Raw genomic sequence first — 26,237 nt, 5'->3', positions numbered from 1 at the left:
GGGCCTGCGCGTCGCGGGCCGCCGCTGGCGCAGCGCAGCGCCGCGCGGCCGGTCGCGCCGGCCCGGGCGGGCGGCGATCGCGGGGGGCGCCGTCTTCACCGCGTCCTCGCGCAGCGCCTCGCGGCGCGGGCGGCGCCTCGGCAGCGGGGCCGCGTCGAGCCGCTCGAGCGCGTCGAGCATCGCCTGCCGCATCGCGCCCTGGTGGCGGAGGATGGCGCTCACGTGTCCGGCGGGCAACCAGCGCAGCTCGGCGCCCCAGTGCTCGGCGATGCGCCGCATTTCCGACGGCGGCACGAAGCCGTCGGAGGCGGTGCCGACCACGATGGCCGCCTCGGGATAGACGGGCGCCGGCAGGCAGGTCACCGAGAACTGCGCGGCCATGGCGAGCAGCGCCTCGCGCACGGACTCCTCGCTCTCGCCCTCGCCCGCGAGCTTCGGCCAGGAGGGCACGTGCCGGAGCACCCCCGCGCGCAGGACCGAGTCCGGCGAGCAGGCCGGCGCGACCGGCACCACCGCCACGGGGAACGACGCCGCGGCGCCGACCATCGCCGCGAGCTGGCCGCCCATGCTGTAGCCCGTCACGCCCACCCGCTCGGCGCCGACCGCGTCGCGCAGCCAGCGCAGGAGCGCGCGGCCCTCGAGGAAGGTCGCGGCCGCCATGAGGTGCATGTCGGCGACGGAGCGGACCGCGTGACGGAGCTGCGCCTCCGGACGGCGCGCGCCGTAGTACGCGTTCTCGAGCACCGCCGCGCCGACGCCGTGCGCGAGCAGCGGCTCGGCGAAGCGCAGCCGCATCCCGAAGCCCTGGTCGCCCGAGGCGGCGAGGTGCACGAACACGCCGCGCAGCTCGCCCTCGGGGAGGAGGAGCTTCACTCGCGCCGTGCGCGCGCAGGGAGGCAGCCGCTCCTCCGGGCTCTCGAACGTCCCGTCGCGGACGATCCCGCCGTGCGCACGCCTGCTCGGTGAGAGCCGGACGTCGATGGGCCGCGTCCTGCGCCGGAGCAACAGCTCCGGATCGGCGGACGCGCAGATCGCGCGATCACCCCAGCCGTCCTCGAAGAAATGGTGTCCCCGGATCGCAACGCCGAAGATGAGATCCAAGAGATGCATGGTCGCGCTCCGCAAAAACGATAGTGCGGGACGCGCCGACGCGCGCCCCCACGGGCGGCGGGGCGAGCGGTCGATCGCGGGAAGCTGTAATCGTGGGAGGCCCGCGCCGGGACGGACGAAGCGAGCGGGCGAGCGGCGTGGGGCCGACCGCGGGAACGAGCCCGGGCCTCAGCTCCGGTCGAGGATCTTGAGCGCGAACATCCCGACGAGGAAGCCGTACACCGCGTGCTCGGGCCGCTGGGCGTGGTGGACGATCTCGGCGACCGTGCGCGTGCCGTCCACCCTGGGCAGCGTCTCCGCCTCCCAGCGCTCGAGCTCGACCTCGTGCAGCCCGTAGGCCGGCTGCGGGCTCGGGATGAGCCGGTCCTCCGGGCTGAGCAGGCGGAAGAGCCGCTCCGGCTTGTAGAGCTTCTTCACGCCGCGGACGATGAGGTTCGCCGGGTGGAGGTCGATCTTGATCGCCTCCTGGGCGGCCCGGTCGGTGAAGTGCATCCGGTACTCGCCCTCCTCCCAGCCGAACACGGAGTAGACGATCGCCTTCACCTGCTGGGCGAGGTAGTAGAGCTTCTCGGTGTCCTTGAGGAGCTTCATCTCCACGAGGATGTCGCCGGTGCGCCGGCCGGAGCGATCGGCGGCGGCCTGGCACTCCTCGAGCTGGGCGGTGGTGATCTTGCCCACGCGCACGAGGAACGGGCCGAAGCGGTCGGTGACGAGGTTCGAGATGGCGAAGCAGGGCCGCCCCTTCTCGAAGTAGATCGTCTTCTTGACCTTGCCCTTCTGCAGGGTCAGCTCGCCGGTCTGCTGCGCGAGGTGGAAGGCGGTGATGAGCTCGGGGACGTTGTCCTCGAGCCGTCCCTCGGTGCGGGACAGGTCGGGCCCCGGGCGGCTCGGAGGCGGGCGCGGCGGGGCGGGGCGGGGCGGCGGACGCGCGGGGCTCCCCACCGACGCGGCCGTCACCGTCTCGCCGCGGAGCACCGCCGAGACCTTGCCGTCCTCGGTGAGGACCACCTTGCCGGTGAGCTCCATCGGCTCGAGGGGCTCGTCCGCCTCGACCGCGACCTCCACGTCGAAGTCGTTCCCGTGGAGCGGCGGAGGCGCCGGGGTGCGCGTGGGCGCGGGCGTCGTCGCCGGCAGGAGCGCGCGCAGCGCCAGCACGAGCTTGTGCGCCTCGAACGGCTTCTCGAAGTACTCGGCCGCGCCGTGCTGGGTGCGCGCGTCCGTGGCGGCGCGGCCGCCCTTGAACACGCCCGTCATGAAGACGAACGGCACCCTCGCGTTCCGGAGCGCGTGGGCGACGTCGTAGCCCATCATGTCCGGCAAGAGGACGTCCACCACCGCGGCGGCGGGCTTCTCGGTCGCGACCTTGGAGATGGCGGTGTGGCCCTTGCCGACGGCGATGGGGGTCCACCCCTCGGCCTCCATCAGGCGGGCCAGCAGGGAGAGCAGCTCGGCGTTGTCGTCGACGAGGAGGATCTTCGGCCGCACGGTCCCGGCACGATACCGGTGGGGGCACATCGGATCAACGCGTGCGCCGGTGTGGCCGCGCGGCCTACCGGCCGCATCGCTCGCTCCGGAGGCGGGGCACGCCCCGCGCTCGCGCGAAGGAGAGTCGGCCCCGGCGTCGATCCGACCGCCGGGGCCCGGGCCCCGCCCCGCCCTAGAAGATGACCTGCCCGAAGAGGACCGCCCGATCTCCCGTCCGCACCGCCTTCTGCGATTGATCGAGCTCGTAGTTGGCGATGAGCCGCGCCTTGATCGGCAGGAGGTCCACGTAGGCGCCCACCGTGTAGCGCTCGTTGCGATCGCCGGCGGTCGTGCGGTTGCGGTCGAAGCGCTCCGCCCGGAAGACCGGGCCCACGTTCCAGGGGGTCTTCCCGTACACCCCCGCGTACCAGCCGCGCGCGAGCGCGTCCGAGCGCGCGCCGGTCGCGGCGGTGAAGACGTCGCGCTCCGACTGGATGAGCTCGGCCGCCGCGAAGAGATACGGGGTGTCGAGCGTCGCGTCCGCGCCGTAGGTCAGGAAGTAGAACGAGGTGTCGTCCACCGCGGCGCCGACGCCGTCGAAGCGGCCGTTCGCGCCGAGGCCGGCGAGCTGACGCCCGTAGCCGTACGACCCTCCCGCGCGGACGGTCGTCCTGCCGGCCGCGAGCGAGAGCCCGGCTCGGCCCCACACGTTCTTCTCGTCGAGATCGTCGCGCCGGCTGGGGCCCGCGCCGTTCACCACCGAGGCGGCGAGGTCCGCGCCGAGCCCGCCGGCGATGCTCCACCGCCCCACCACCCCGAGGCCGAGGTCGCGCGCGTCGGAGCTCGCCGTGAGGCTCGAGGTCGTGGTGGAGCGCGCGAGCGCCGCCACCACGTACGAGCTCGTCACCCACAGGAGCTTCGTGTCGCTCTCCGGCTGCTCGTAGCCGAAGGGCGTCTTCCACTGGCCGGCACGCAGCTCGAGCCCGGGCAAGAGCGAGAAGCCCTGGAGCGCCGCGTAGGCGTCCTTCACCGAGGCGTCGGCGGCGTCGAAGAGGAAGGAGTAGGCGACGTGCGGCGTCACCTCGCCGCGCGCGCCGATGCGGGCGCGCCGAAGCTCCACGGTCGAGGTGGTCGCGCCGGGGGTGGGCGCGTCGAGGCGCGAGGCCTGGACGTTGAGCACGCCGTAGAACACGGGGGAGGTCTTCTCCTGCGCGCGGGCGGGCGGGGCGAGCAGGGTGGCGACGGCCGCGAGCGCGGCGAGCGAGAGGCGGAAGCTCATGGGTCTTCTCCGGGAGGTCTTTAGGGAACGCCGTTCACTGGCCGGGCGTGTAGATCTGGTCGAAGACGCCGCCGTCGGCGAAGTGCGCGGCCTGCGCCTTCTGCCAGCCGCCGAAGGCGTCGATGGTGACGAGCTCGAGCCTGGGGAAGCGGGCCGCGTGGCGCGCCGCGACCGCCGGATCGCGGGGCCGGTAGTAGTTCCTCGCGGCGAGCTCCTGGCCCTCGGGCGTGTAGAGGAACTCGAGGTACGCCTGCGCGAGCGCGCGGGTCCCGTGCCGGTCGGCGTTCCGCTCCACCACCGCGACCGGCGGCTCCGCGAGGATGCTCGAGCGCGGCACCACGATCTCGAACTTCCCCTTCCCGAGCTGCTCCACGGCGAGGAACGCCTCGTTCTCCCAGGCGAGGAGCACGTCGCCGAGCCCGCGCTCCACGAACGTGATGGTGGAGCCGCGGGCGCCCGAGTCGAGCACCGGCACGTTCCGGTACAGGGACCTCACGAACTCGCGCGCCTTCGCCTCGTCGCCGCCGCTCTTCTTCACCGCGTGCGCCCAGGCGGCGAGGTAGTTCCAGCGCGCGCCGCCCGAGGTCTTCGGGTTCGGGGTGATCACCTGGACGCCGGGCTTCACGAGGTCGTCCCAGTCGCGCAGGCCCTTGGGGTTCCCCTTGCGCACGAGGAAGACGATGGTCGAGGTGTAAGGCGACGCGCGCTCCGGCAGGCGCTTCTGCCAGTCGGCGGGGAGGAGCCCCCGCGCGGCGATCGCGTCCACGTCGTAGGCGAGGGCGAGGGTGACCACGTCGGCCTCGAGCCCGTCGATGACGGCGCGCGCCTGCTTGCCGGAGCCGCCGTGCGACTGCCGCACGCTGAGGTCCTGGCCGGTCTTCGCCTTCCACCTGGCGGCGAACGCCCTGTTGACCGCGTCGTACAGCTCGCGGGTCGGGTCGTACGAGACGTTGAGCAGCTTCGCCTCGCCCCCCGCCGATTCCGTGGCCCGTGCCGGCGCCGCGCCGAGCGCGACTGCTATGAGCGCGGCCGCGGCGGCGTTCCTCCACAGCTTCGATTCCCCTCTCGTCATGACACTCCCCTGGGTTGCGTGACGGCCGAACGGCCGGACGTCCGTTATAACGGACATCCTAGATAACGGCGGGCCGTCCGGTCAAGCGGACGGTCCCGAGGGCGTGCGCCCTGCGGGCCTTTCAGCAGAGGAGTGGGGAATGCCGCAGGCTGCTAGTAGCGCTCTGCGAGGTACGCCCAGCGCGCTGCGATCCACTCGCGCGCGTAGGCGACCTCGTCTTCATACGAGTGCCAGTCCGTCCGTCCCCAGTTTTCGAAGAACGCGCGCTGCTCGCTCCCCCAGCGCGCGTCGTCGCGCCACGCGGCCGCAGCCGTCTCTGCGACGAGCCGATCGTACTCGGCGATCACCGCTTCGACGGGCACCCGCTCCCGCAGCGCCGTGCCCAGCCGTGCGCGCGTTCCCGTGTCGAAGGGAGGCGCGAGGAGGCGCTCGAAAAGGTGGTTCTTGTCAGTGAACTCCGTCGAGTTCTCCGGGCCTCTTAGAAAGGTCTGCCAATTCCGGCCGAGGCTCCCCGAGTAGTCCCACACCGTCGCTCGCCATGGGCCACCTCGCGGATCGTGATAGAGGAACGTGTTCTTTCCGACGCAATCGGTCGAGTACGTGAGCATCGCGAGCACCCACCAGTCGCGCAGCTCGTCCACGTCAGCCGTCTCCGGGAGCGCCGCCGCGAAGGTCGCGTCATCGGCCGTCGCGACGAGCTGCACGAAGGCGTCGAGGTCGTCGAAAGCGCCAGGTTCCCCCTCGAGCGGTGTGCCCTCGTCCTTCTCGTACCCGTCGTGCCACGTGACCTTCGGCTGGCCCTCCGGCCCCGTCTCGCGGAAGTTTGCGAACCAGGACATCGCGAAGTACAGGTTCCCGTCGCCGTCGAGGCCGTGCTCCTCGAGCACCTGGCCCGCGATCTTTTCGCTCATCATGTAGACGCCCCGGAACTCGCCGTTGAGGTAGAGGACGGCACTCGCGGTGCGCACGTCGATGGGGTGGTCGGCGACGAGCGACCAGAGCCCGAGGGCAAGACGGTTCCGGATGAGCGTCTGATCGTCGAAGGTCGTGACGAGCAGGATCTTCTTGCGCGGTGGGAACCCGAGGACGGGGTCCGAGAACGCTCCACCCGGGAACGAGAGGGTGAGGCTCTTCTTTGGGTAATTCAGCGAAATCGCGCCGCGATACTTCACGTCCAGTGAATAATTCGTCCCTCTGTACGTGAGCATCGCCGGAACGTAGTCCACGTCCGAGAGTGCCGCCTCATCCACCTGCAGGTGGAACACGGGAAGCCCGTACTCTTCGGTGTATCGGGCCGGGTCCGGCGGAGTGTTCGCGGTCGCGTTCCAGCGGTCAGCGATCCCGAGCTGGAGCTGCGCCCCGATCTTGCCCGGCACGCGAACGCTGACACGGTACACCCCCGCGTCGGCGAGCCCCGTCTGCCAGACGATCTCTCCTGCGAGAGGATCGAGCCGCGCCGCCGCGGGGAGCCCCTCCAGCACGAGGTCAGCCGGCGGAGCAGCGCCGTTCCTGCACCCCACGGAGAGCTGCAGCCGCTCCCCCTCCACGATCCAGGGAGGGCCCGCGAGCGTGATCTCGCACTCAGGCGGAGCAGGGGGCGGAGCGACCGGATCGAGCCCCGCTTCCGGCGCTTCCCGCGAGCACGCTACGACCGAGGCGACCGCGACTAGCACCAGCACCGGCGAGGTGGAACGCAGCGCTCGGGTCATCGCTCGGACAGCCTCCGAGCGGACAGGTAGTTGTTTGTGTGAAAGTGTGAACCTCCTCAGCCGGGCCGAGCCTCATCGGGACCGCCGTATTTGCACGGATCACGGCCCCCCCGATGCACCAAGCCGCCCGAGCGAAGCAGCGTCGGTGTCGCGTCCAGCCTCCCGAGGGGCGCGCCGGACGGGCGTCGCCTGGCCGACCCACCGCACGTAGGTTTCGCCGCGGAGGTCCCGATGCGGGCGAACGTGCTCCTGGCGGTGGTCGTTCTGTCGGCGTGCGGGAATCCAGGCGCGAAGGACGGCGTCGGGACCGGCAGCAGCCGCCTCTCGGACGCCGACGTGACCCGCCTCACCTGCGTGAGGGCTCCCGAGCTACCCGCGCCGGCGCCCACCGGCGGGTCGTGCGCCGGGATCACCGTCCCGGCGCTTCCCCCCGCGATCAACGCGAGCCTTCCCGCCTTCGGCGCGGGTGCGGTGTGCACGGCGGCCACCACCGATGGCACGGGCGCGGTCGCGGCGGGCCTGCTCTACGGGCCGACCTACGCCACCGGCGCATTCGCGGTCTGGAGGGCCGACGGCACGCAGGCCTGGTACGCGGCGGATCCCGCGAAGCTCTTCGGGGGCGCCGAGGTGTTCGGCGGGCCTTCCGGCTTCCTCGCGTACCGCCACGCCTCGGGCGCGGCGACCTTCACCTCCGACGGGCGGACGACGCCGGTCTCGGCGGATCCATGGCCATCCGGCTTCACGCTCCTGCAGCAGCGGGCGGGCTATTCGGGACCCTACGCGGTCGCGCCGGACGGCGCGGGCGGCGCGCTCGTCGTCTCCGCCGGGCCGGGGGACGCGGAGGGTGAGAACGGGATCTACGCGGCGCGCTTCGACGCCCGCGGCGCGCTGCGCGCGTTCTTCACGGTCGAGGTCTCGCGCCGCGAGGCGGACGCGCCGGTGCTCCGCTCCTCCGTCGCCCTCGCCGTCGGCGCCGACCCCGCCGGGCACATCCTCGTCCTCTGGTCGGGCGTCACGCCGTGCGCGCCGGGCGCGGTCGCCGCGCGCTGGTTCGACGCAGACGGCGCGCCGCTCGGGCCGCCGTTCGACGCGGGCGTCGCCGCGCCGGGGACGCTCGTCGCGCTCCTCGACGGGAGCCTCGCCCTGCAGGACGGCGCGGGCGCGTTCGTGCGGCGCTTCGAGGCGGGCAAGCTCGCTGGCGGTCCCGTCCCCGCGTGGCTCGCCGCGGCGGGCGGCGCCGCGCTGCACCGGGTGCTCGGGGGTCGCGCCTACGCGCTCGCGCGGAGCGCGCCCGACGGGAGCGGCGCCTGCGCGCAGACGCTCGAGATCGTCGCGCCGGACGGCGAGGTGTGCGGCACGCTCGCCCTCCCGGGCGCGGCGGCCTGCGAGCGCTTCCCCTGGCGCGCGCCGCCCGCGCCGTGGATCGGTCCGGACGGCACCCTCGTGCAGGAGGTGGCCGGCACGCTCGAGAGCGAGACCGCGTGCACCTGGCGCTTCTGGCCCGCGGCGCTGCGCTGAACGTCAGCGCGCGGTGCCCTCCGGGAGCGGCGCCCCGCCGTCCGCCAGCGCACCGCGCGGGCGCAGGAAGAGCACCGCCAGCGTGAGCGCGGCCGCGGCGGCGACCACGCCGGCGATGGCGCGGGAGAGCGGGACCCCCGCGTCCTCGTGCAGCGCGGCCACGAGGGTCGGAGTGACCGCGGCGACGAGCGCGCCAACGTGGTAGGCGACGCCCATCGAGCGGGCGCGCACGTGCGGGGGGAAGAGCAGCGTGAAGAGCATGGGCGTCACGCCGGAGGTGCCCGCCCCGAGCACGCCGGCGAGGAGCGCACCCGCCCACAGGAGGCCGGGAGCGAGGCCGACGTGGAGCGGCAGCGCCGGCAGGAGGAGGACGAGCGGAATTGCGAGGGCGGGGACCACGCCTGCGCGGCTCGCGAGCCAGCCGCAGCCCACCGCGCCCACCATCATCCCCACGTTGAACAGCGTGACCAGCCCGGCGACGTCGCCGGGAGGCCGGCCGAGCTCGCCCTGCAGGAGCGCAGGCCACAGCCCGGTGAGGCCGTAGTAGACGGAGAAGCTCATCCCGAGGAGCGCGCTCGCCCAGGCGATCCGCAGGAGCACCCCCTCGCGCGCGAGCTCCGCGAGCGAGGTCCGCGGGCGCTCCCGCGCCGCGCGGCGCCACTCCGCGCTCTCCTGCACGAGGAGCCGGATCGGGATGACGAGCAGCGCCGGAAGCGCGGCCAGGAGGAACAGCGGGCGCCAGCCGAAGGCCGGCACCACCCACGCGTGTGCGACGCCCGCGAGGATGAAGCCAACCCCCCAGCTCCCCTGGAGCAGGCCCGATGCGATCCCGCGGCTCCGCACAGGCCAGCTCTCCATCGCGAGCGCGGCGCCGGCCGTCCACTCCGCGCCCATCCCGAACCCGAACAGCGTGCGGAAGACGAGCACCCAGCCGAACGACGGCGCGAAGGCGACCGCGCCGTCGCACAGCGCGAACCACGCGATCGAGATCATGAGCGGGAGCTTCCGCCCGACCCGGTCGGCGAGCGCGCCGGCCGCGAGCCCGCCCGCGAGCCGCACGAGCAGGGTGAGGGTGATGCTCCCGGCGGTCGCGACGTAGGTGACGCCGAACTCCTTCGCGATGTCGCGCATGGCGAGGAGGAAGATCGTGAAGTCGAAGCCGTCGAGCACCCAGCCGAGCCAGGCGGCGAGGAACGAGAGCCACTGCGGGCGGGTCGGCTCTCGCCACCAGGCGCCGCGGCCCGGAGGGCCCCTCCTGTGCGCTGGCTCCGGGAGGGCTGGCGCTGCGAGCCTGGGGTGCGTGGCCATGGGGCCAAGGCGCATAACCGGAGAGGCGGGCCGGCGTCAAACGCCTCCGCGCGCCGGCGCCGTCGACGGAGCGTACGACGTCGACGGTGGGGACGCGCCGCGGTGGGCGGGGACGGCGGGAGCGGCTGAACGACGTCAACGATGGGAGAACGCGCCGATGGAGCTGAGAGAGCTGAAGGTGATCGTCACCGGTGGTGCGCAGGGGATGGGCGCCCACTTCGTCCACCGGCTCGCCGAGGCGGGCGCGGTGGTCGCGGCGGGCGACGTGAACGAGGCGAAGCTCTCCGAGCTCCCCGCGGGCGTCCACCGCCGCCGCCTGGACGTCTCCGACGAGGAGGACGTGAAGGCGTTCGTGGCGTGGGCGGCGCAGGCGATGGGGGGCCTCAACGCGCTCGTGAACAACGCCGGCATCATCCGTGACGGGCTGCTCGTGAAGCGGGATCGCGCCACCGGCGAGATCACCACGCTCCCGCGGGCGGACTGGGACGCCGTCATCGGCGTGAACCTCACCGGCGCGACGCTGATGGCGCGCGAGGTCGCCGCGACGCTGGCCAGGGCCGGCACGCGCCCGGGGGTCGTCGTGAACATGTCGTCCGTGGCGCGCCACGGGAACCGTGGCCAGTCGAACTACGTCGCGGCCAAGGCCGCCCTCGCGGCGAACACCGTCACCTGGGCGCGCGAGCTCGCGCCGTTCGGCATCCGTGTCGGCGCGATCGCGCCGGGCATGATCGAGACGCCGATGACGCAGGGCATGAACGCGAAGGCCCGCGACGCGCTCGTCGCGGCGATCCCGGTCGGCCGCATCGGCACGCCCGAGGACATCTGGAGGGCGCTCCGCTTCATCGTCGAGTGCGACTACTTCGACGGACGGTGCGTGGACGTGGACGGCGGCCTCGCCATGTGAACCGCCGGACACGGCGTGGGCGGCGTCGCTCCCGGCGCGTTCACCGCACGAGCACGCCGTCGAGCCCCGCCGTCGCGTGGAAGGCGACGTTCGGGATGCGCGCGCTCCCGTTCGCGATCGGGACGCCGGCGTAGGCGCCGACGACGCGTCCGCCGACCGTGAGCCGGAGCCGATCGGTGCCGAGCGGCAGCCGCCCCTCGATCCCGGCGGACAGCGACGGCCCGGCGAGGTGCAACCCGAGGCCGAAGAGACCTCGCCGCTCGTCGAGCGCCTGCCCGCGGACGGTGCTCTCCGGGTGCGCGAGGACGAGGCCGCCGCCGAGGCGCGTCCAGACGCCACGGGCGACCTCGATCCCGTAGGACCCGACGAGCAGGTTGAAGCCGTGGGAGACGGAGAAGTCCTGCACCTCGGGCGGCGGGTTCTGCAGGTAGATCTTGTGGTGCAGGAACTCGAGCGAGATCTCGCGCCCGCCCTCGCGGCGGAAGCCGCCGATGCCGTAATAGATCGGGTTCTCGAACGGCCGCGTCGCCCAGCGGGCGCGCAGGTGCAGGTCGGGCTCGCCGCGCTGACGGATCGTGAGCGGCGTGCGCAGGTTCAGCGGTCCGCCGACGAGGAGCTGCACGCCCCACTCCGCGCCGGCGGCAGGCTCCGCGGTCGCGAGGAGGGCGGCGGCGAGGAGGAGCTCTGGGCGCCCGGTCAAGGGTGCGCGGCTGCGGGCTCGCGCGCGAGGAGCGCTGCGAGCTCGGCGACCGCCCCGGTGCGCCGCGCGATGCGGGTCGGGTGGAAGCCGCAGCCGGCGAGGACGAGGTCTTTCACGGCGCCGGCCGGGGACCGGACGTGCGCGATGATCGCGGCCGGCTCCTCGGGGCCGGCCTCCGGCCCGGCCGCCTCGAGCTCCACCCACAGGGCCTGGCCGGGCGGCTGGGCCGAGAGCCAGGCCCGCATCCCCGCCGCGTACTCGGCGCGCTCCTGCGGCGGAAGGTAGTCGCGCATCACCGTCTGATAGGCGAGCACGAGCGCGCCGCGCTCGGCGGCGGAGAGGACGTCGAGCCGCGCCGGCACCGCCGTGGCCGCCACGGGGGCGAGCACGGGCGCGTCCGGGCGTCGGAGCGCGAGGCGGTAGGCCCCGAGCGCCAGCTCGAGCCGGGCGAGCCGCTCGGCGTCGGTGGGCCAGATGCACGCGCGGATCCACTCCGCGTCCTCCGGCCTCGTCGCGTCGAGCGGCGCGGGATCGAGCCCGAGGCGCGTCACCGCGGCGACCCCCTTCGCGACCTCGAGCGGAGCGCCCGCCTCGTCCGTCCAGATCGCGGGCAGCGCGTCGGCGACGAGGTTCAGGCCCGCGCTCGCGCCGACGTCCACGAGCGCCAAGGGGCGCGCGCCGTTCGAGAGCCCCGCGAGCGCCGCGGGCCACAGCCACGCGACCGCCCGCGAGGTGTCGTTCGTCTGGAGGCTCCGCTCCGCGAGGGTGTCGAACAGCCGCTCGCGCGTGCCGTCGAGGGCGGCGCGCAGCGCGTCGACGGTGACCGCGGCGGCACTCGGCGCGGGCGCCGCGAAGGCGGCGAACAGCGGGTGGCCCTCGCCCTCCTTCATCGCATCGTGGCGCAGCGCGGCGAGGAGCAGGAGCGGCCGCTCCCAGTAGACGTGGAACGTGCGCCGCTCCCAGGCGGCGGCCAGGAACCGGGCAGCAGGACCGGCGAGCGCCTCGGGCAACAGCTCGAGCGCCCGGACGTACGGAGCGCACCGCTTCACCGCGCTCCCGCGCACGCGCTCGAGCTCCTCGAACAGCCCGTCGATCCCGGTCCGTCGCGCGCCCATGCCGGCCTCCTCCGATCCCCATGCTGCGGACGGTCGGCCGATGTCGCCTCCCCGGTGGAGGGGCAGCACGGGCGACAGCAGCCGCTCAGCCGGGCGGCGGTGCGTGCGCCCGGAGGGCGGCGAGGCGGCGGCGGCGCGGGCCCGCCGCGGCGAGGTGCAGGGCCGCCACGAGCGACCCGAGCGCGAGGCACAGGAGCCAGAGCGCTCGCGCGCCGAAGCGCGTCAGCACCTCGCCGCCGACGAGCGGCGAGAGCGTGAAGGCGACGCCCCACGCCATCGAGAACGCGCCCTGGTAGCGACCGCGCAGCGCGGCGGGCGCGAGGTTCGCGACGAGCGCGTTCGCGGTCGGGAACCCCACCACCTCGCCCACCGTCCAGAAGAGGACGCCGGAACCATACACGAAGAGTGGACCCACCGCCTGGCCGAGGGCCGTGCCGACCGCGGCGTTCACCCCGAAGCCGAGGCCGAAGAGGAGCGCGGAGAGGGCGAGGAGGTTGGCGCCGTCCCGCCGCTGGAGCGCGGGCCCGAGGAGCGGCTGGAGCAGCACCACCCCGAACCCGTTCATCGCCATGAGCAGGGAGAAGCCCTTCGGCCCGATCCCGTGAGCCGCCATGTCGAGCGGCGCGGCGAGCTGGAACTGGAGGAACACCACGAGGCCGAGCAGGTGGAGCAAGAGGAACGTGACGAGCTGCCCGTCGCGGAACGCGATGGAGAGGCCCGCGAGCGGCGAGTGCGCCTGCGCACCCGCCGGCCGGGTCTCCGGGACGCGCAGGAAGACGAGGGCGGCGAAGGCGAGGCAGGTGGTGGCGTCGGCGAGGAAGAGCAGGAGGAAGCTCCGCTCGGCGACGAGGCCGGCGAAGGCGAGGCTGATGCTCCAGCCGAGGTTCACCGCCCAGTAGACTAGCCCGTACGCACGGGTGCGGTCCTCGGGCGGCACGAGGTCGGCGATCGCCGCGTTCATCGCCGGCCGGTAGAGCTCGCTCGTGGCCGCCGCGAGGAACGCGAACAGCCCGAGGAGCCAGGGCGCGCGCAAGAAGCCGATCGAGCCCACCGCGAGCGCCCCGAGGCCCAGCGAGAGGAGCATGGTCGCGCGCCGGCCGATCGCGTCCGCGAGCGTTCCGCCGAGGGGGCCGGCGACGAGCACGCCCACGCCGAAGAGCGAGACGATCCGCCCCGCCGCGCTCGGGGAGAGGCCGCGCTCGCGCACGAGGTACAGCGCCAGGAAGATCCCGACGAAGCTCGCGAGCCGGTTCACGAGCATGCCGGTGAAGAGCATCCAGAACGTCGCCGGGAGGCCGCCGAGCGCGTGGGAGAGCCTGTTCCGGAGGGAGGCCAAGGCGCGAGGTGTAGCAGAGGGAGGCAACACCGTCACCCCGCGTGCGGCCCGCAAAAGAGAACGGCCGCCCTCGCGGGCGGCCGTGACTTGCCGGGGGGTGTAGGGGGGCAACGCCCCCCTACGTAGACACCGTCGAAGTCTGAGACATCTGACGCGCGCGCGCAGCGCGCGCATCAGATGTCGAAGTAGAGGGCGAACTCCATCGGCGAGGGGCGCATCCGGACGGGGTTCACTTCCTTGTCGTACTTGTACTGGATCCAGGTCTCGATCACGTCCTCGGTGAAGACGTCGCCCTTGAGCAGGAACTTGTGATCGCGGCGGAGGCACTCGAGCGCCTCGTCGAGCGAGCCCGGCATCTTCGGGATGTCCTTCAGCTCCTCCGGCGACATGCCGTAGATGTCCTTGTCGAGGGGCTGGCCGGGGTTGATCTTGTTCTCGATGCCGTCGAGGCCGGCCATGAGCATGGCCGCGAACGCGAGGTAGCCGTTCGAGGACGGGTCGGGCGAGCGGAACTCGATGCGCTTCGCCTTGGGCGAGGGCGAGTACATCGGGATGCGGATCGAGGCGGAGCGGTTGCGCGCCGAGTAGGCGAGGTTCACCGGCGCCTCGAAGCCCGGGACGAGCCGCTTGTAGGAGTTCGTGCCGGGGTTGCAGAGCGCGGCGAGCGCCGGGCCGTGCTTCAGGATGCCGCCGATGTACCACATGGCGAGATCCGACAGGCCCGCGTAGCCGTCGCCCGCGAAGAGCGGCTTGCCGCTCTTCCAGATCGACTGGTGCACGTGCATGCCCGAGCCGTTGTCGCCGTACAGCGGCTTCGGCATGAACGTCACGGTCTTGCCGTGACGGCGGGCGACGTTCTTGATGATGTACTTGAACCACTGGAGGTTGTCGGCGCACTTCACGAGCGACTCGAAGCGGATGTCGATCTCCGCCTGGCCGGCCGTGGCGACCTCGTGGTGCTGGCGCTCCACGTGGATGCCGACGGACTCCATCACCCGGCACATCTCGGTGCGGAGGTCCTGCTGCGAGTCGGTCGGGGCGACCGGGAAGTAGCCCTCCTTGTAGCGGGGCTTGTAGCCGAGGTTGCCGCCGGCCTCTTCACGGCCCGTGTTCCACTGCCCCTCGCCCGAGTCGACCTTGTAGAAGGCGTGGTTCACGCCGTGGTCGTAGCGGACCTCGTCGAAGATGAAGAACTCCGGCTCCGGGCCGAAGAACGCGGTGTCGCCGATGCCGGTGGACCTCAGGTACTTCTCGGCCTTGATGGCGATGTTGCGCGGGTCGCGCGAGTACGGCTCCTTCGTGATCGGGTCGACCACGTTGCAGATGAGCGAGAGCGTGGGCTCCGCCATGAACGGGTCGATCACCGCGGTCTCGGCGTCCGGCATGACGAGCATGTCGGAGGCGTGGATCGCCTGCCAGCCGCGGATCGAGGAGCCGTCGAACCCGAGGCCGGCCTCGAAGACCTCCTCGGACAGCTCGTAGAGCGGGATCGAGAAGTGCTGCCAGATGCCGACGAAGTCCATGAACTTCAGGTCGACGTAGGTGGCCTTTCTCTCCTTCGCGAGGTCGAGGGCCTGCTTCGGCGTCATCTTCGGCATCGGGTCTTCTCTCCGTGAGTCGGTGGGGGGAACGGGCGGGGGGATAGCACGCTGCATGCCACGCCCCGGATCGCGAAGGCAGCCCTGATCCAGGCGGGGCCCGCCTCCTCCTGCGTGCCCGCTGGGCAGCGTGCTGCCCGGATCTCGGGCAGCGGGCCGCAGTCTGCCCCGTTCCCGGGCGCCGTTCCACGAGGGCCCGGCGGGCGGGCGCCTTCCCCGGGGCCGCCCTCGGCGAGTCCGGGCAGGCGGGCGGACGGCTACTTCGCCTTCATCCCCAGCGCGCGCATGCGCTCGCGCAGGGTGTTCCGGTTCATGCCGAGGAGCTCCGCGGCGCGGAGCTGGTTGCCGTTCGTGCGCGCCAGCGCGGCGGCGAGGAGCGGCGCCTCGAGCGTGGCGAGGGCGGCGTGGTAGCGGCCGCCCTCCGGCGCGGGCGCGTCGAGGATCGTCTCCACGAGGCCGTTGAGGCCGCGCTCCTGGCCCGCCGCGGCGGGCAAGAGGCCGGCGAGGTCCTTCGCGCCGAGGCGCGGACCGGCGAGCTTGAGGAGCGCGCGCTGGACGACGTTCTGCAGCTCGCGCACGTTGCCAGGCCAGGGGTGGCCCGCGAGGAGCGGCTCCGCGTCGCGCCCCAGCGCCACCGGGCGCCCCTTCAGCTGCTCGCCGTACTTCGCGACGAAGTGGCGGGCGAGGAGGATGACGTCGCCCTCGCGCTCGCGGAGCGGCGGGAGCCGGATCGGCACCACCGCGAGCCGGTAGTAGAGGTCGCGCCGGAAGCGGCCCTCCTCGACGGAGCGCGCGAGATCGGCGTTCGTGGCGGCGACGATCCGCACGTCCACCGCGAGGGGGCGGGTGCCGCCGACGCGATCCACCTCGCGCTCCTGCAGCACGCGCAGGAGCTTCGCCTGCAGCTCGATCGGCATCTCGCCGATCTCGTCGAGGAAGAGCGTGCCGCCGCTCGCGAGCTCGAACTTGCCGGGCCGACGCTCCACCGCGCCCGTGAAGGAGCCCTTCTCGTGGCCGTACAGCTCGCTCTCGATGAGGTCCTTCGGGATCGCGGCCATGTTGACCGTGATGAAGGGCCCGCGCGAGCGGGTCGAGTTCGCGTGGACGGCGCGGGCGACGAGCTCCTTGCCGGTGCCCGACTCGCCCATGAGCAGGACGGTCATCTCGGTGCGCGCGACGCGCCCGATCTCCTTGTAGACCTCGATCATCGCCGCCGAGCGGCCGATGAGGGTCTCCGGCAGCGCGATCTCGCTGTAGCGGCGCGGCTCCGCGTTCGCGTCGAGGTGGCGCTCGAGCCCGCCGGGCTCGGCCACCTCGTGGCCGTTCGCGCCCTCCGGCTCGGCCGCCGCGAGGTCGCGCACGAGCTTCTCGACGCGGGCGAGGTCGAAGGGCTTGCCGAGGTAGTCCGCGGCGCCGCGCTTCATGGCCTCGACGGCCGAGCGCATCGTGTCCTCGGCGGTCATCACCACGATGAAGGGGGAGTCGGAGCGCCCGCCGATCTCGCCGAGCAGCTTGAACCCGTCGTCCCCGGGCAGCCTCACGTCGAGGAGCACGAGGCCGACGCCGTTGCGGCCGCCGCCGAGCGCGCGGAGCTTGTCGCGCGCCTCCTCGGCGCTGCCCGCCTCCTCGAACGGCACGCCCGCGCGCTCGCACGTGCGCGCGAGCACGAACCTCACGGAGGGTTCGTCGTCGACGATGAGGACCTTGCGCACCACGCCTCCGGTCAGGATCTGCCGCCTGGCTTAAGCAAGGACGGGGCCAGCGCGCCACGCGCCGGGCGGCCGCCCCCTCGCGCGCCCTCAGACGTCGAGCGGCACGTAGACGTTCGCCTCGGCGCCTCCGGCGGCGCGGTTCTTCACCTCGATGCGGCCGCCGTGCGCCTCGACGATGCGGCGCGACACGGCGAGGCCGAGCCCGGTGCCGTGCGGCTTCGAGGTGGCGAACGGCGTGAAGAGCCGGGGCAGCATCGCCTCGGCGATGCCCGGGCCGTTGTCCTGGACGGAGATGCGCGCGAGCGGCCGGGTGCGCCCGCTCGCGGCGCGCAGCCGGAGCGAGGAGGCCGCGGTCTCGAGCACCACCTGGGCGCCCGCCCGGCCGGCCACCGCGTCGAGCGCGTTGCGGACGAGGTTCAGCATCACCTGGGTGAGCTTCTCGGCGTCGCCGTGCAGCTTGGGCAGCGACGGGTCGTAGCGCTCGACGAACGTGACCTTCTCGGCGCCCGGGATGCCGCGAGCGAGCACGAGGACGTCCCCCACCACGTCGTGGAGGTCGACCGGCCCGGTCTGCAGCGCCGCCGGGCGGGCGAGGTCGAGCAGCTCGCGCACGAGCCCGTCGACGCGCTTCGCCTCCCGCGCGATCACCGCCGCGTACTCGCGCGCCGGGCCCTCCGCCTCGCGGGCGAGGAGCTCGGCCGAGCCCTGCAGGCCGGCGAGGGGGTTGCGGATCTCGTGCGCGAGGCCGGCGGCGAGCGCCTCGAAGTCGAGCGCGCGCTCGGAGGCGCGCGGCACGCGCAGCACGATCACCGTCCCCACGCAGGCGGGGCCGTCGAGGAGCGGGCCCGCCTCGACCGACACCGCGATGCCCGGATCCTGCGGGCTCGGGTAGTCGATCGACTGGCTCTCCTGCGAGATGCGCACGCGCTCGGAGAGGATCGCGAGCTGCGCGCCGCCGGGGAGCGCGCGCACCGGCAGGTCGACGGCGCGCTCGCGGCTGCGGCCGAAGAGCTCCTCCGCGGCGGGGTTGAGGTGCACCACCCCGCCGTCGGCGCCCACGATCACCACCGCGTCGGCGATCGAGTCCACCGCGGCGCGGGCGAGCGCCGCCGGCAGCGGGGGAGCCTTGCCGTTCCGGGACAAGCTCCCGCCTACAGCGCCTCGTCGCCGCGCTCGCCGGTGCGGATGCGGATGACCTCTTCCACGGGCAGCACGAAGATCTTGCCGTCGCCGATGCGGCCGGTCTTGGCGGCGCGCTCGATGACCTCGACGACGCGGCCGACGAGCTGGTCGGAGACGACGACCTCGACCTTCACCTTCGGCAGGAAGTCCACGACGTACTCGGCGCCGCGGTACAGCTCCGTGTGCCCCTTCTGGCGGCCGAAGCCCTTCACCTCGGTGGCGGTCAGGCCGGCGACGCCCACCTCGGAAAGAGCCTGCTTCACCTCGTCCAGCTTGAACGGCTTGATGATCGCCTCGACCTTCTTCACGGCGCACCCCTGTGGGTAAGTGTCTGTTTTTCCACGCTACGCCCGGCCCTGGCCGCCGGTCAACGCGCCCGACGGAACGGCTCCCGCCTGCTCACCCTGCGGGCGTGCTGCCTGGAATTCGAGCAGGCTGCTGCACGAGAACCAGACAGCAATCTTCTCACCGGCTTCGCTTCCTCGCGCGTCCCACGCAGAGACGGCCGAGTGCAGAGCTTCGACCGTTCGAGCGAGGGCCACGGGAGCCTGGGCTGCAACCGTCAGGCCACGCCCCGCCGCGCTCCCGGCTACAATCCGCGCCCGATGTCCGGCCCTCTCCTCGCGCTGCTCGCCGTCGCCGCGCTCGCGGTCCTCACCGCCCTCCACTACGCGTTCTGGCAGTGGCGTCTCGCCGCACCGACGGGCGAGGACGAGGTCGTCCCCGCGCGCACCGGCGACGGCTGGACGCTCGCGCTCGGCCGGCGCCGCCCGCGCGGCCCGGCGCGGCGCCCGCCGGTGCTGCTCGTCCACGGCATCGCCATGAACCGGCAGGCGCTCGACTTCGGCGTGGAGCGCTACTCGCTCTCCGCGTTCCTCTCCCGCGCCGGCTTCGACTGCTTCGCCCTCGACCTCCGGGGCCACGGCGGCTCGCGCCGGGGGCCGACCCGGCGCTGGGACCTCGACACCTACCTGCGCGAGGACGTGCCCGCCGCCCTGGACGCGATCCGCGACGCCACCGGCGAGGCGCAGGTCCTGTTCGTCGGCCACAGCCAGGGCGCGCTCCTCGGGATGGCCGCCTGCGCGCTCTTCCCGGAGCGGGTCGCCGCCCTCGTGGCGCTCGCCGCGCCCGCCCACTTCGACGTCCAGGAGCGGCTCCGCGCGGTGGTGAAGCTCCGCCACCTGCCGCTCGGCGGGTTCCTGCGGCTCGGCTCGCGGCTCCTCGCGCCGTTCTCCGGCTACTGGCACCCCGCCGCGGCCGATCTCGCCATCAACATGCGGAACGTCGAGCGGCCCGTCTACCGGCGCATGCTCGCGAACGCGATCGAGAACCTGCAGCCCGGCGTGCTCGCCCAGTTCGCCGCCTTCGTGCGCGAGGACTCGTTCCGCTCCATGGACGGCAGTCGCGACTACCGCGCGCTGCTCGCGAGCGCTCGCCAGCCCGCGCTCTTCGTCTCCGCCGAGAAGGACGGCCTCGCGCCACCCGCCGTGGTCGAGGCCGCCTTCCGGCGCTGGGCCGGGCCGAAGCGCTACTGGAGCTGCGGCCGGGACTACGGTCACGGCGACGTGCTCCTCGGACGGAACGCGCCGGAGGTGGTGTTCCCGATGGTGCGCGACTTCCTCCTCGAGCAGAGCGGCGCGCTTCCCGCCGAGGGCGGCGTGGCGGGGCGGTCGTCTGCCGCGCCCGTGCCGGGGTAGCATCGCCCGGTGCGCCTCCGCTTCGCCCTCGCCGCGCTCCTGCCCGCGCTCCTCTCCCTCGCGGTGATGGCGCTCGTCGCCGACCGGCTCGCCCGCCGCGCGCTCGACGACGAGCTCTCGGCGCGCCTCGTGGTGGCCGCCCGCGCCGCCGCCGCCGCGCTGCCCGCCGACCGCGTCGCCCGGCTCGAGGCCGGCCAGGAGTCGACCCGGACGTACGGCCACATCCGCGCGCGCCTCCTCCCCGTGGCGCGCGCGACCGGGACGCGCCTGTTCGTGGTTCGCCCGGACCGGACCGCGCTCGTGGACTCGGAGGGGCGGATCCCCATCGGCGAGCCCGTCCCCGCGCTCGAGCGAGATCGCTTCGAGATCGCCGAAGCTGCCGCCGGGCGGGCGATGGCGAGCCAGATCCTGTTCGAGGGCTCGGATGGGCGGCTCTACAAGACCGGCTACGCCCCGCTCGCCGACGAGGCGGGCAACGTCCTCGCGGTGGTGGGCGCGGACGGCAACGCCGCATCCTTCGTGACGCTGCGCCGCTTCCGCCGGCTCCTCGGCACGGTGGCCATCGCCGGCGCGGTGCTCGGCGCGCTCGTCGCCGCGCTCGCGTCGCTCTCGGTCACCCGCCCGCTCACGCGCCTCACCGAGGCGGCCCGCCGCATCGCGCGCGGCGACCTCGAGACCCCGCTGTGGCGGCGGGAGCGGCACGACGAGATCGGCACGCTGCGCGACACGCTCGAGGAGATGCGGCGGGCGCTCCGCGCGCGCGACGAGGAGCGCGAGACCCTGCTCGCCGGGATCGCCCACGAGGTGCGGAACCCGCTCGGCGCGCTCGACCTCTTCGCCGGGCTCCTCGCCGAGGAGCTCCAGGGCGGCCCGCAGGCGCCGCACGTCTCGCGCATCCAGAGCGAGCTCGCCGCGCTCTCCAAGGTGGTCGAGGAGTTCCTCGACTACGCGCGCGCCAGGCCGCCCCTGCGCGAGCCGGTGGACCTGCGCCTCCTCGTGGCCGAGGTGGCGGACCTCGCCGCCCCGCTCGCGGCGCAGCGCCAGGTGTCGGTCTCGTTCGACGGCGAGGGCGAGGCGAAGGCCGACCGCGAGCAGCTCCGGCGCGCGGCGGTGAACCTCGTGCGGAACGCCGTGGAGGCCGCGCCGGCTGCGAGCGAGGTGGAGCTCGTGGCCCGCGCCGCCGACGGCGAGGCGACGATCGAGATCCGCGATCGCGGGCCGGGGCTCGCCCCGGACGCGCGGGCGAGCCTGTTCCGGCCGTTCTTCACGACGAAGGAGAAGGGCACCGGCCTCGGCCTCGCGCTCGCGAAGAAGGTCGCGGACGCGCACGGCGGGACGCTCGCGCTCGAGGAGCGCGAGGGGGGCGGGACGGTGGCGCGGCTCGCGATCCCCGCGGAGCCCACCGCTACGCGGACGCTCACCGGCCGCGCCCACCGCGGGGCCGGGGCGGCGCACGGCTGAACGTCCTCGCTGCGGCTCACTCGGCGAGCACGCGCTCGCCGTCGCGCAGCCTGAGGAGCGCGACGTTCCCCGCCCCGTCCACCCGCAGGTCGACGAGGGCCTTCCCCCGGCGCGCGCGCAGGGCCTCGTCCACCGCGGCGCGGCGGCTCTCCGGGACGTAGAAACGCCCCGCCGAGACGATCTCGAGCCCGCGCCGCGTCATCACCGCGCGGAGCGCCACGCGCCCGCTCGCGCTCGCGGGCGGCGGCTCGCGCGCGACGCCCACGGCGCGCCAGGCGGGCACGGCGTGCTCCACCACGACGAAGGCCGTGTCACCCGGGGCGAGCTTCGCCTCGACGAGCCCGGGGGGCGACTCCGCGGCGTAACGGAGGGTGGCGTAGTAGCCGGAGAGGACGTCGAAGGGATCGAAGGGCACGGTCTCGAGCGTCACCACCGTGCCGTCGAGGCGCGCGCGCACCTGGCGGAGCGGGATCGCCGCCAGGATGGCGACCTGCAGAGCGAGGACGGCGGCGAGCCGCAGGGGGCTACGCGAGCGCATGGTCCACCTCCTCGCGCTGGGCGCGGCGCCGCTCGAACGCGACGCCGGCCACGAGGACCAGGACGCCGCAGGCGATGAACGCGGCGCCCTTCAGCCACAGGCGCGTCTCGATCTCGAGGAAGCGGCTCGCCACGAGCACGCCCGCCACCGCCATGCCCTCCCAGAACGGCCCGCGCGCGAGCCAGGACAGCCCGCGCACGATGCGGCCGATGGCGAGGAACGCGAGGGCCAGGTTCGCGACGAGGGTGGCCCCGCGGCCGGCCTCGAGCGAGAGCCCCGCCACCACCGCCAGCACGGTCGCGGCGAGCAGCATCGCCTCGCCCCGGGCGAGCGGGTCCACGTCGTCGCGCCGGAGCCCCGCGGCGAGCCCGGCGCCGGCGGCCGCGAGGAGCGGCACGACGCCGAGCGCGAGGTCGCGCGTCACGCCCTGCTCGAGCTGCAGGTGGCTCGCCAGCTCGTGGAACGACAGGAGGTAGGCCGCGCCGTAGAAGGCGAGCCGCCCGAGGAGGCGGGCCGCCGCGCCGAGCGGGAGCCGCGCCGGATCGCGCACGACGAGGGCCGCCGCCGCGAGCGCGGCGCCGAGCGCAGCGATCAAGGGGAGGACGGCCGCGTCGGCGTGGAGCGCGTCGAGCGCGCTCGCGAGCGTGAGCGCGACGCCCACCGCGCCGACGACGAGGAGCGCGCGCGAGCGCGCCCGCCAGGCGAGGCCCGCGGCCGCCGCGGCGCCGGCGTGGCCGAGCGCGATCCCCCAGAGCCCGTGATCGGAGGCGAGCCCGGGCCCGAAGAGCCACAGCCCGCCCACCGCGGCGAGGAGGAGCTGCGGGACGCTGTCGTAGAGGAGCGCCGCCGCGAGCGCTCCCACGGTGAAGGCGCCGAAGGCGCCCCACCAGGCGCCGGAGACCTGGAAGATCTGGGCGACGAGCCCGATGCTCGCGCCGAACACGAGTGTGCCGAGCACCGTGAGGGCGTGGCCGAGCCGCTCCGAGCGGCCGCTCTTCCACAGCCAGAAGCCGGCGACGTGCGCGGAGGCCATCGCGACGCCGAGCGTGGCGAGCTTCGCGGCGGCGCTCATCGCCTCCCAGTGCCAGGCGACGAGCGACACCACGCCCGCGCCGACGAGCAGCGCGCCGAGCACGTACACCGCGAGGAAGCTCGGCCCGCCCGGCTCCGCGCGGGCGAGGTCGTAGCGCGCCGCGAGCGCGCGGGCAGCCTCGTCGCTGACGAGCCCCTCCGTGCGCCAGGCGGGGAGCTCCCGCCGCAGCCCTTCGCGGAACCCCCGGGATGTTCGTTCCATGGTGGCCCCCTTCGCGGAGGCGAGCGTACCACCGCGGGAGCGGGCCCGGCGCGCGATGGCGACGCCCGCTTCCTGCGCGCGGCCGCGCACGCGCGCCTCAGCGCGCGGGATTCTGGACCGGCACCGGCGCCGCGCCGCAGCGCCCGCGCAGCCGCTCCGCGCGCTCGAGCCACGGCGCGCGCGCGACGTCGGACGCGTCCTCGGGCACGAGCTCGAGCGCGCGCTCCGCGGTCTCGAGCGCCTCGGGGCAGCGCCCGAGCGCCTCGAGCACGCCCGCGCGCGTGTCGAGGATCATGGGGTCGCCGGGAGAGAGCGCCGCCGCCCGCTCGGCGAGCGGCAGCGCCGCGCGCGCGTCGCCGCGGAGGAGGAGGTTCCAGGCGAGGTTGTTCGCCGCCATCGCGCTCTTGGGCGCGACCTCCACCGCCCGCTCGAGCGCGTGGAACCGCTCCGCCTCGAGGCCCGCGGGGCGCGCCGCCGCGGCGAGCCAGAGCCAGGCGCGTACGTCCTCCGGGTGGCTCGCCACGGCGCGCCGCGCGAGGGGGAGCGGCTCGAGGCCGTCGAGCGCGGCCTTTACTTGAAGTCCCAGCACGTGATCGGGATCCTCGGCGAGCGCCTCCTCCATCTCCGCCCGCTCCGCCGCGCCGGCGCGCGCGTCGCCGCGGGAGAACCGCGTGAGCGCGAGGCGCGTGGCGTGCACCTCGCCGGGCGAGAGGGTGCGCGCGCGCGGAGCGGCGCGGACCGGGTCGACCGGGACGGCGATGCGGGGGCGCTCGCCCCCGGGCGCGAGCGCCGCCCGCGCGTGCTGCAGGAGCGCCGGATCGAGCGCCTCGGGGTGGCCGCCGGCGGGATCCCAGGCCGGGAACACCTCCCGCCAGGCCCGGGCCGGCTCCTCGGCGCGCGCGAGGCGGCGGCGCAGCTCCGCGAGGCGCTCCGGCTCGCGCGCGAGGAGGTAGTGCACGAGGACGGTGGCGGTGTCGTGGTAGCGCCCGTCGTGAGGGCGTCCGTCCCAGGTGAAGAGCTCGGGCACGCTCACCGGGTGCGTGAGGAACCCGCGCGCGCGGTGCGCCGGCAGCGGCCCGAACACGGGCCGCCCCGTCTCGTCCCGCTCCGCCTCGGCGAGCCCGGCGAGCCCCTCTCCGAACCAGCGCGGCTGGCGCGGGTAGGCGTGGTACGCCACGACGTGCGTGAGCTCGTGTGCGACGAGGAGCCGCGCCGCGGGGCCGAGCGCGCCGGGCAGGACGATCACCGGCTCGCCGAGGCCGTTGTGCGAGAAGAGCGCGCGCAGGCCGGGCGGCGCGAACTCGTCGAGCTCCTCCGGGGTGCGGAAGGCGACGACGCGCACGAGGCCTTCGAGCCTCGGCGCGTCGCGGGGGAAGAGCGCCGCCACGACCCACGCGTGCACCTCCTCGAGCTCGCGCGCGAGCTCGACCGCCTCGCCCCGGCGGACGTCCGAGGAGACGACGAAGTGCTCCGTCGTGAGCTCGCTCCACGGCGGGCCGCCCCGCGCCGGGCAGACGAAGCGCGCCCCGGGACCGGGCGCGTGGGCGCAGGCGGCGAGGAGCGCCAGGCCCGCCGCGGCGGCGCGTGCTCGAGACATGCGCCCGGAGCATAAGGGCCCTCCCCGGTCGCCGGCTCCGCCTCCGCGGGGCACCTCCCGGCGCGGGAGCGGCGTCGGGTCACAGGTAAGGCGAGAGGAGCCGGGCCACGCCGTCGCGCAGCTTCACGGGCAGCGTACGGGCGTCCACGTCGGCGAGCGTCACCTCGCGGGCGCGCGCGATGCGCTCCTCGGCGAGCGCCTCGGTCCGGGCGGCGAGGTTCGGGTCGTAGCACTCCACCGCCAGCTCGAAGTTGAGCCGCAGGCTGCGCGGGTCCCAGTTCGCCGAGCCCACGAGCGTCCAGACGGAGTCCACCACCATGAGCTTCGTGTGATCGAACGGAGGCGGCGTCATCCACACCCGGCAGCCGCGGTCGAGGACCTGCCAGAGCTGCGCCGTCTGCGCCCACTGCACGAGCGGCAGGTTTCCCCGTTCCGGCAGCACGACGTCCACCGCCACCCCGCGCATGGCCGCCACCGAGAGCGCGGTGATGAGCCCGGGGTCGGGCAGGAAGTACGGCGTCACGATCCGCACGCTCCGCCGCGCCGTCGCGAGCGCGCCGAGGAGCACCCAGCGGATCGCCTCGAAGTCCTCGTCGGGGCCGTCCGCCACGCCGCGGGCCACCACCTCCCCCGCGCGCCGGATGGGCGGGAAGAACGCGTCGCCCTCGAGCGACTCCCCCGTCGTGAAGAGCCAGTCCTCGGCGAAGGCGCCCTGCAGGTGCGCGACCACGGGCCCCTCGACCTTCACCTGCAGATCCATGAACGGCGGTCCGCCGCCCGGCGGCGGGAGGAAGTCGTCGCGGACGTTCATCCCGCCGGTGAACCCGACGCGCCCGTCCACGACGAGGATCTTGCGGTGGTTGCGCAGGTTCACGAAGGGCAGGAAGGCGGGGGTGACCCGCGGGAGAAAGAGTTCGGTGCGGATGCCGCGCCGGCGCAGGCGGGTGTGCACGGGCGGGAACCGGTAGCGCGCCCCGACGGCGTCCACGAGGACGCGCACGGTGACGCCCCGCGCCTGCGCCCGCGCGAGCGCCTCCGCGAAGGCCTCGCCCGCGACGCCTGGGTCGAAGATGTAGGTGCAGAAGGTGACCGAGCGCCGCGCCGACTCGATCGCGGCGATCATCGCCGGATAGGCCACCGCGCCGCCGGGCAAAAGCTCCACGGAGTTGCCGGCGAGGAGCGGCCGGCGCACGACCGCGTCGCCGAGCGCGTGCAGGCCGGCGAGGTGCGCCGCCTCCGGCGCGAGCGGCGCCGCGGGCGCGGCCTCGTCCCCCGGCGCGCGCGCGCGGCGCTCGGGCAGCCGCAGCTCCTTGGCGCGGCGGCGGATCCGGTTCACGCCGAACACGAGGTACGCGGCGCCGCCGACCACCGGCGCGAGCCAGATGAACGCCACCCAGCCGAGCGCGGCGCGCACGTCGCGCTTGTGGAGCACGGCGTGCCCGCTCGCGACGAGCGCGATCACGAGCGTGAACACCGCCGCGGTGATGGTCCACAGCTCCTCGAGCACGATCGTCGATGGAAGCATCCTTCGACGCCGCGGTCGAGGGACGGTCGGGGGCCGAACGTGTGCGCCCGCGGTGAACGCCCCCAAACCGGGTGCAGAGATCAGGATGGTCCCCGACGACGCGGTGCTCGAGGCGCGC

The 26,237-nt window shown here is 74.4% G+C and carries 21 protein-coding genes; 4 read left to right on the top strand and 17 right to left on the bottom strand.

What is annotated here, in order from left to right:
• The 5 genes from MNY60_RS08205 to MNY60_RS08185 form a co-directional block, all read right to left on the bottom strand.
• A partial coding sequence (locus tag MNY60_RS08205; RefSeq protein ID WP_242360363.1) for an alpha/beta hydrolase family protein occupies positions 1-1,110 on the bottom strand: 1,110 nt, incomplete at its 3' end.
• A 168-nt stretch (positions 1,111-1,278) separates the two neighbouring features.
• Positions 1,279-2,595 carry a response regulator gene (locus MNY60_RS08200; protein WP_242335532.1) on the bottom strand — a complete coding sequence of 439 codons (1,317 nt, stop codon included), beginning with the start codon at positions 2,593-2,595 and terminating at the stop codon, positions 1,279-1,281.
• Positions 2,596-2,767: 172 nt separating this feature from the next.
• A complete protein-coding gene (locus MNY60_RS08195) occupies positions 2,768-3,853 on the bottom strand; it encodes a porin (protein WP_242360362.1) in 1,086 nt (361 codons plus the stop codon).
• Positions 3,854-3,887: 34 nt separating this feature from the next.
• Entirely contained in the window at positions 3,888-4,925 is a 1,038-nt protein-coding gene (locus MNY60_RS08190) for a sulfate ABC transporter substrate-binding protein (protein WP_242360361.1), read from the bottom strand.
• 152 nt (positions 4,926-5,077) lie between these two features.
• Positions 5,078-6,634: a CotH kinase family protein gene (locus MNY60_RS08185; protein WP_242360360.1), complete on the bottom strand. Its 1,557-nt coding sequence runs from the start codon at positions 6,632-6,634 to the stop codon at positions 5,078-5,080.
• Between the two features lie 231 nt (positions 6,635-6,865).
• Here MNY60_RS08185 and MNY60_RS08180 point away from each other — a divergent pair, with 231 nt between their 5' ends.
• Positions 6,866-8,152 (top strand): hypothetical protein, encoded by a 1,287-nt coding sequence (locus tag MNY60_RS08180; protein ID WP_242360359.1) that lies wholly within the window; start codon positions 6,866-6,868, stop codon positions 8,150-8,152.
• Positions 8,153-8,155: 3 nt separating this feature from the next.
• On the opposite strand, the gene MNY60_RS08175 is transcribed toward MNY60_RS08180, so the two are convergent.
• Positions 8,156-9,460 (bottom strand): MFS transporter, encoded by a 1,305-nt coding sequence (locus tag MNY60_RS08175; protein ID WP_242360358.1) that lies wholly within the window; start codon positions 9,458-9,460, stop codon positions 8,156-8,158.
• Positions 9,461-9,617: 157 nt separating this feature from the next.
• Between MNY60_RS08175 and MNY60_RS08170 the strand changes: the two genes are divergently transcribed.
• A complete protein-coding gene (locus MNY60_RS08170; protein WP_242360357.1) occupies positions 9,618-10,364 on the top strand; it encodes an SDR family oxidoreductase in 747 nt (248 codons plus the stop codon).
• Between the two features lie 40 nt (positions 10,365-10,404).
• Here the strand turns inward: MNY60_RS08170 and MNY60_RS08165 are convergent, their stop codons facing one another.
• The 7 genes from MNY60_RS08165 to MNY60_RS08135 form a co-directional block, all read right to left on the bottom strand.
• The gene (locus MNY60_RS08165) at positions 10,405-11,064 is read right to left on the bottom strand and encodes a hypothetical protein (RefSeq protein ID WP_242360356.1); all 660 of its coding nucleotides are present in this window, start codon (positions 11,062-11,064) and stop codon (positions 10,405-10,407) included.
• Entirely contained in the window at positions 11,061-12,179 is a 1,119-nt protein-coding gene (locus MNY60_RS08160) for a DUF2332 family protein (protein WP_242335505.1), read from the bottom strand. The genes MNY60_RS08165 and MNY60_RS08160 overlap by 4 nt, the downstream gene beginning before the upstream one ends.
• 85 nt (positions 12,180-12,264) lie before the next feature.
• Positions 12,265-13,515, bottom strand: coding sequence for an MFS transporter (locus MNY60_RS08155; protein WP_242360355.1), 1,251 nt, complete (start codon positions 13,513-13,515; stop codon positions 12,265-12,267).
• 173 nt (positions 13,516-13,688) lie between these two features.
• The gene (glnA, locus tag MNY60_RS08150) at positions 13,689-15,113 is read right to left on the bottom strand and encodes a type I glutamate--ammonia ligase (RefSeq protein ID WP_242335500.1); all 1,425 of its coding nucleotides are present in this window, start codon (positions 15,111-15,113) and stop codon (positions 13,689-13,691) included.
• A gap of 257 nt (positions 15,114-15,370) precedes the next feature.
• Positions 15,371-16,825, bottom strand: a complete 1,455-nt coding sequence (locus MNY60_RS08145) for a sigma-54 dependent transcriptional regulator (protein WP_242360354.1) — start codon at positions 16,823-16,825, stop codon at positions 15,371-15,373.
• 87 nt (positions 16,826-16,912) lie between these two features.
• Positions 16,913-17,968, bottom strand: coding sequence for a nitrogen regulation protein NR(II) (locus MNY60_RS08140; RefSeq protein ID WP_242335494.1), 1,056 nt, complete (start codon positions 17,966-17,968; stop codon positions 16,913-16,915).
• 8 nt (positions 17,969-17,976) lie between these two features.
• A complete protein-coding gene (locus tag MNY60_RS08135) occupies positions 17,977-18,315 on the bottom strand; it encodes a P-II family nitrogen regulator (protein WP_012099225.1) in 339 nt (112 codons plus the stop codon).
• 297 nt (positions 18,316-18,612) lie between these two features.
• On the opposite strand from MNY60_RS08135, the gene MNY60_RS08130 reads away from it, so the two are divergent.
• Positions 18,613-19,704 carry an alpha/beta fold hydrolase gene (locus MNY60_RS08130; RefSeq protein WP_242360353.1) on the top strand — a complete coding sequence of 364 codons (1,092 nt, stop codon included), beginning with the start codon at positions 18,613-18,615 and terminating at the stop codon, positions 19,702-19,704.
• 9 nt (positions 19,705-19,713) lie between these two features.
• Positions 19,714-21,165: a PAS domain-containing sensor histidine kinase gene (locus MNY60_RS08125; protein WP_242354696.1), complete on the top strand. Its 1,452-nt coding sequence runs from the start codon at positions 19,714-19,716 to the stop codon at positions 21,163-21,165.
• A gap of 16 nt (positions 21,166-21,181) precedes the next feature.
• Here the strand turns inward: MNY60_RS08125 and MNY60_RS08120 are convergent, their stop codons facing one another.
• The 4 genes from MNY60_RS08120 to MNY60_RS08105 all read right to left on the bottom strand — a co-directional run bounded on the left by MNY60_RS08120 (position 21,182) and on the right by MNY60_RS08105 (position 26,119).
• Positions 21,182-21,703, bottom strand: coding sequence for a GDYXXLXY domain-containing protein (locus tag MNY60_RS08120; RefSeq protein ID WP_242335485.1), 522 nt, complete (start codon positions 21,701-21,703; stop codon positions 21,182-21,184).
• Complete coding sequence (locus tag MNY60_RS08115; protein WP_242360352.1) at positions 21,690-22,997, bottom strand: DUF2157 domain-containing protein; 1,308 nt, start codon at positions 22,995-22,997, stop codon at positions 21,690-21,692. The genes MNY60_RS08120 and MNY60_RS08115 overlap by 14 nt, the downstream gene beginning before the upstream one ends.
• 97 nt (positions 22,998-23,094) lie before the next feature.
• Positions 23,095-24,594, bottom strand: a complete 1,500-nt coding sequence (locus MNY60_RS08110) for a hypothetical protein (RefSeq protein WP_242360351.1) — start codon at positions 24,592-24,594, stop codon at positions 23,095-23,097.
• 79 nt (positions 24,595-24,673) lie between these two features.
• Positions 24,674-26,119, bottom strand: coding sequence for a phospholipase D-like domain-containing protein (locus tag MNY60_RS08105; RefSeq protein ID WP_242360350.1), 1,446 nt, complete (start codon positions 26,117-26,119; stop codon positions 24,674-24,676).
• Between the last annotated feature and the right edge of the window lie 118 nt (positions 26,120-26,237).

The sequence above is a fragment of the Anaeromyxobacter sp. SG17 genome (assembly GCF_022690695.1).
In the GTDB taxonomy this organism is placed as follows: Bacteria; Myxococcota; Myxococcia; order Myxococcales; family Anaeromyxobacteraceae; genus Anaeromyxobacter; species Anaeromyxobacter soli.
This window is presented reverse-complemented; position numbering and strand designations above follow the sequence as displayed.

Coding starts and splice junctions, on each gene's coding strand:
- MNY60_RS08195 (WP_242360362.1), bottom strand. CDS start 3,853: ATGAGCTTCCGCCTCTCGCTCGCCGCGCTCGCGGCCGTCGCCACCCTG.
- MNY60_RS08190 (WP_242360361.1), bottom strand. CDS start 4,925: ATGACGAGAGGGGAATCGAAGCTGTGGAGGAACGCCGCCGCGGCCGCG.
- MNY60_RS08185 (WP_242360360.1), bottom strand. CDS start 6,634: ATGACCCGAGCGCTGCGTTCCACCTCGCCGGTGCTGGTGCTAGTCGCG.
- MNY60_RS08180 (WP_242360359.1), top strand. CDS start 6,866: ATGCGGGCGAACGTGCTCCTGGCGGTGGTCGTTCTGTCGGCGTGCGGG.
- MNY60_RS08175 (WP_242360358.1), bottom strand. CDS start 9,460: ATGGCCACGCACCCCAGGCTCGCAGCGCCAGCCCTCCCGGAGCCAGCG.
- MNY60_RS08170 (WP_242360357.1), top strand. CDS start 9,618: ATGGAGCTGAGAGAGCTGAAGGTGATCGTCACCGGTGGTGCGCAGGGG.
- MNY60_RS08160 (WP_242335505.1), bottom strand. CDS start 12,179: ATGGGCGCGCGACGGACCGGGATCGACGGGCTGTTCGAGGAGCTCGAG.
- glnA (WP_242335500.1), bottom strand. CDS start 15,113: ATGCCGAAGATGACGCCGAAGCAGGCCCTCGACCTCGCGAAGGAGAGA.
- MNY60_RS08130 (WP_242360353.1), top strand. CDS start 18,613: ATGTCCGGCCCTCTCCTCGCGCTGCTCGCCGTCGCCGCGCTCGCGGTC.
- MNY60_RS08120 (WP_242335485.1), bottom strand. CDS start 21,703: ATGCGCTCGCGTAGCCCCCTGCGGCTCGCCGCCGTCCTCGCTCTGCAG.
- MNY60_RS08115 (WP_242360352.1), bottom strand. CDS start 22,997: ATGGAACGAACATCCCGGGGGTTCCGCGAAGGGCTGCGGCGGGAGCTC.
- MNY60_RS08110 (WP_242360351.1), bottom strand. CDS start 24,594: ATGTCTCGAGCACGCGCCGCCGCGGCGGGCCTGGCGCTCCTCGCCGCC.
- MNY60_RS08105 (WP_242360350.1), bottom strand. CDS start 26,119: ATGCTTCCATCGACGATCGTGCTCGAGGAGCTGTGGACCATCACCGCG.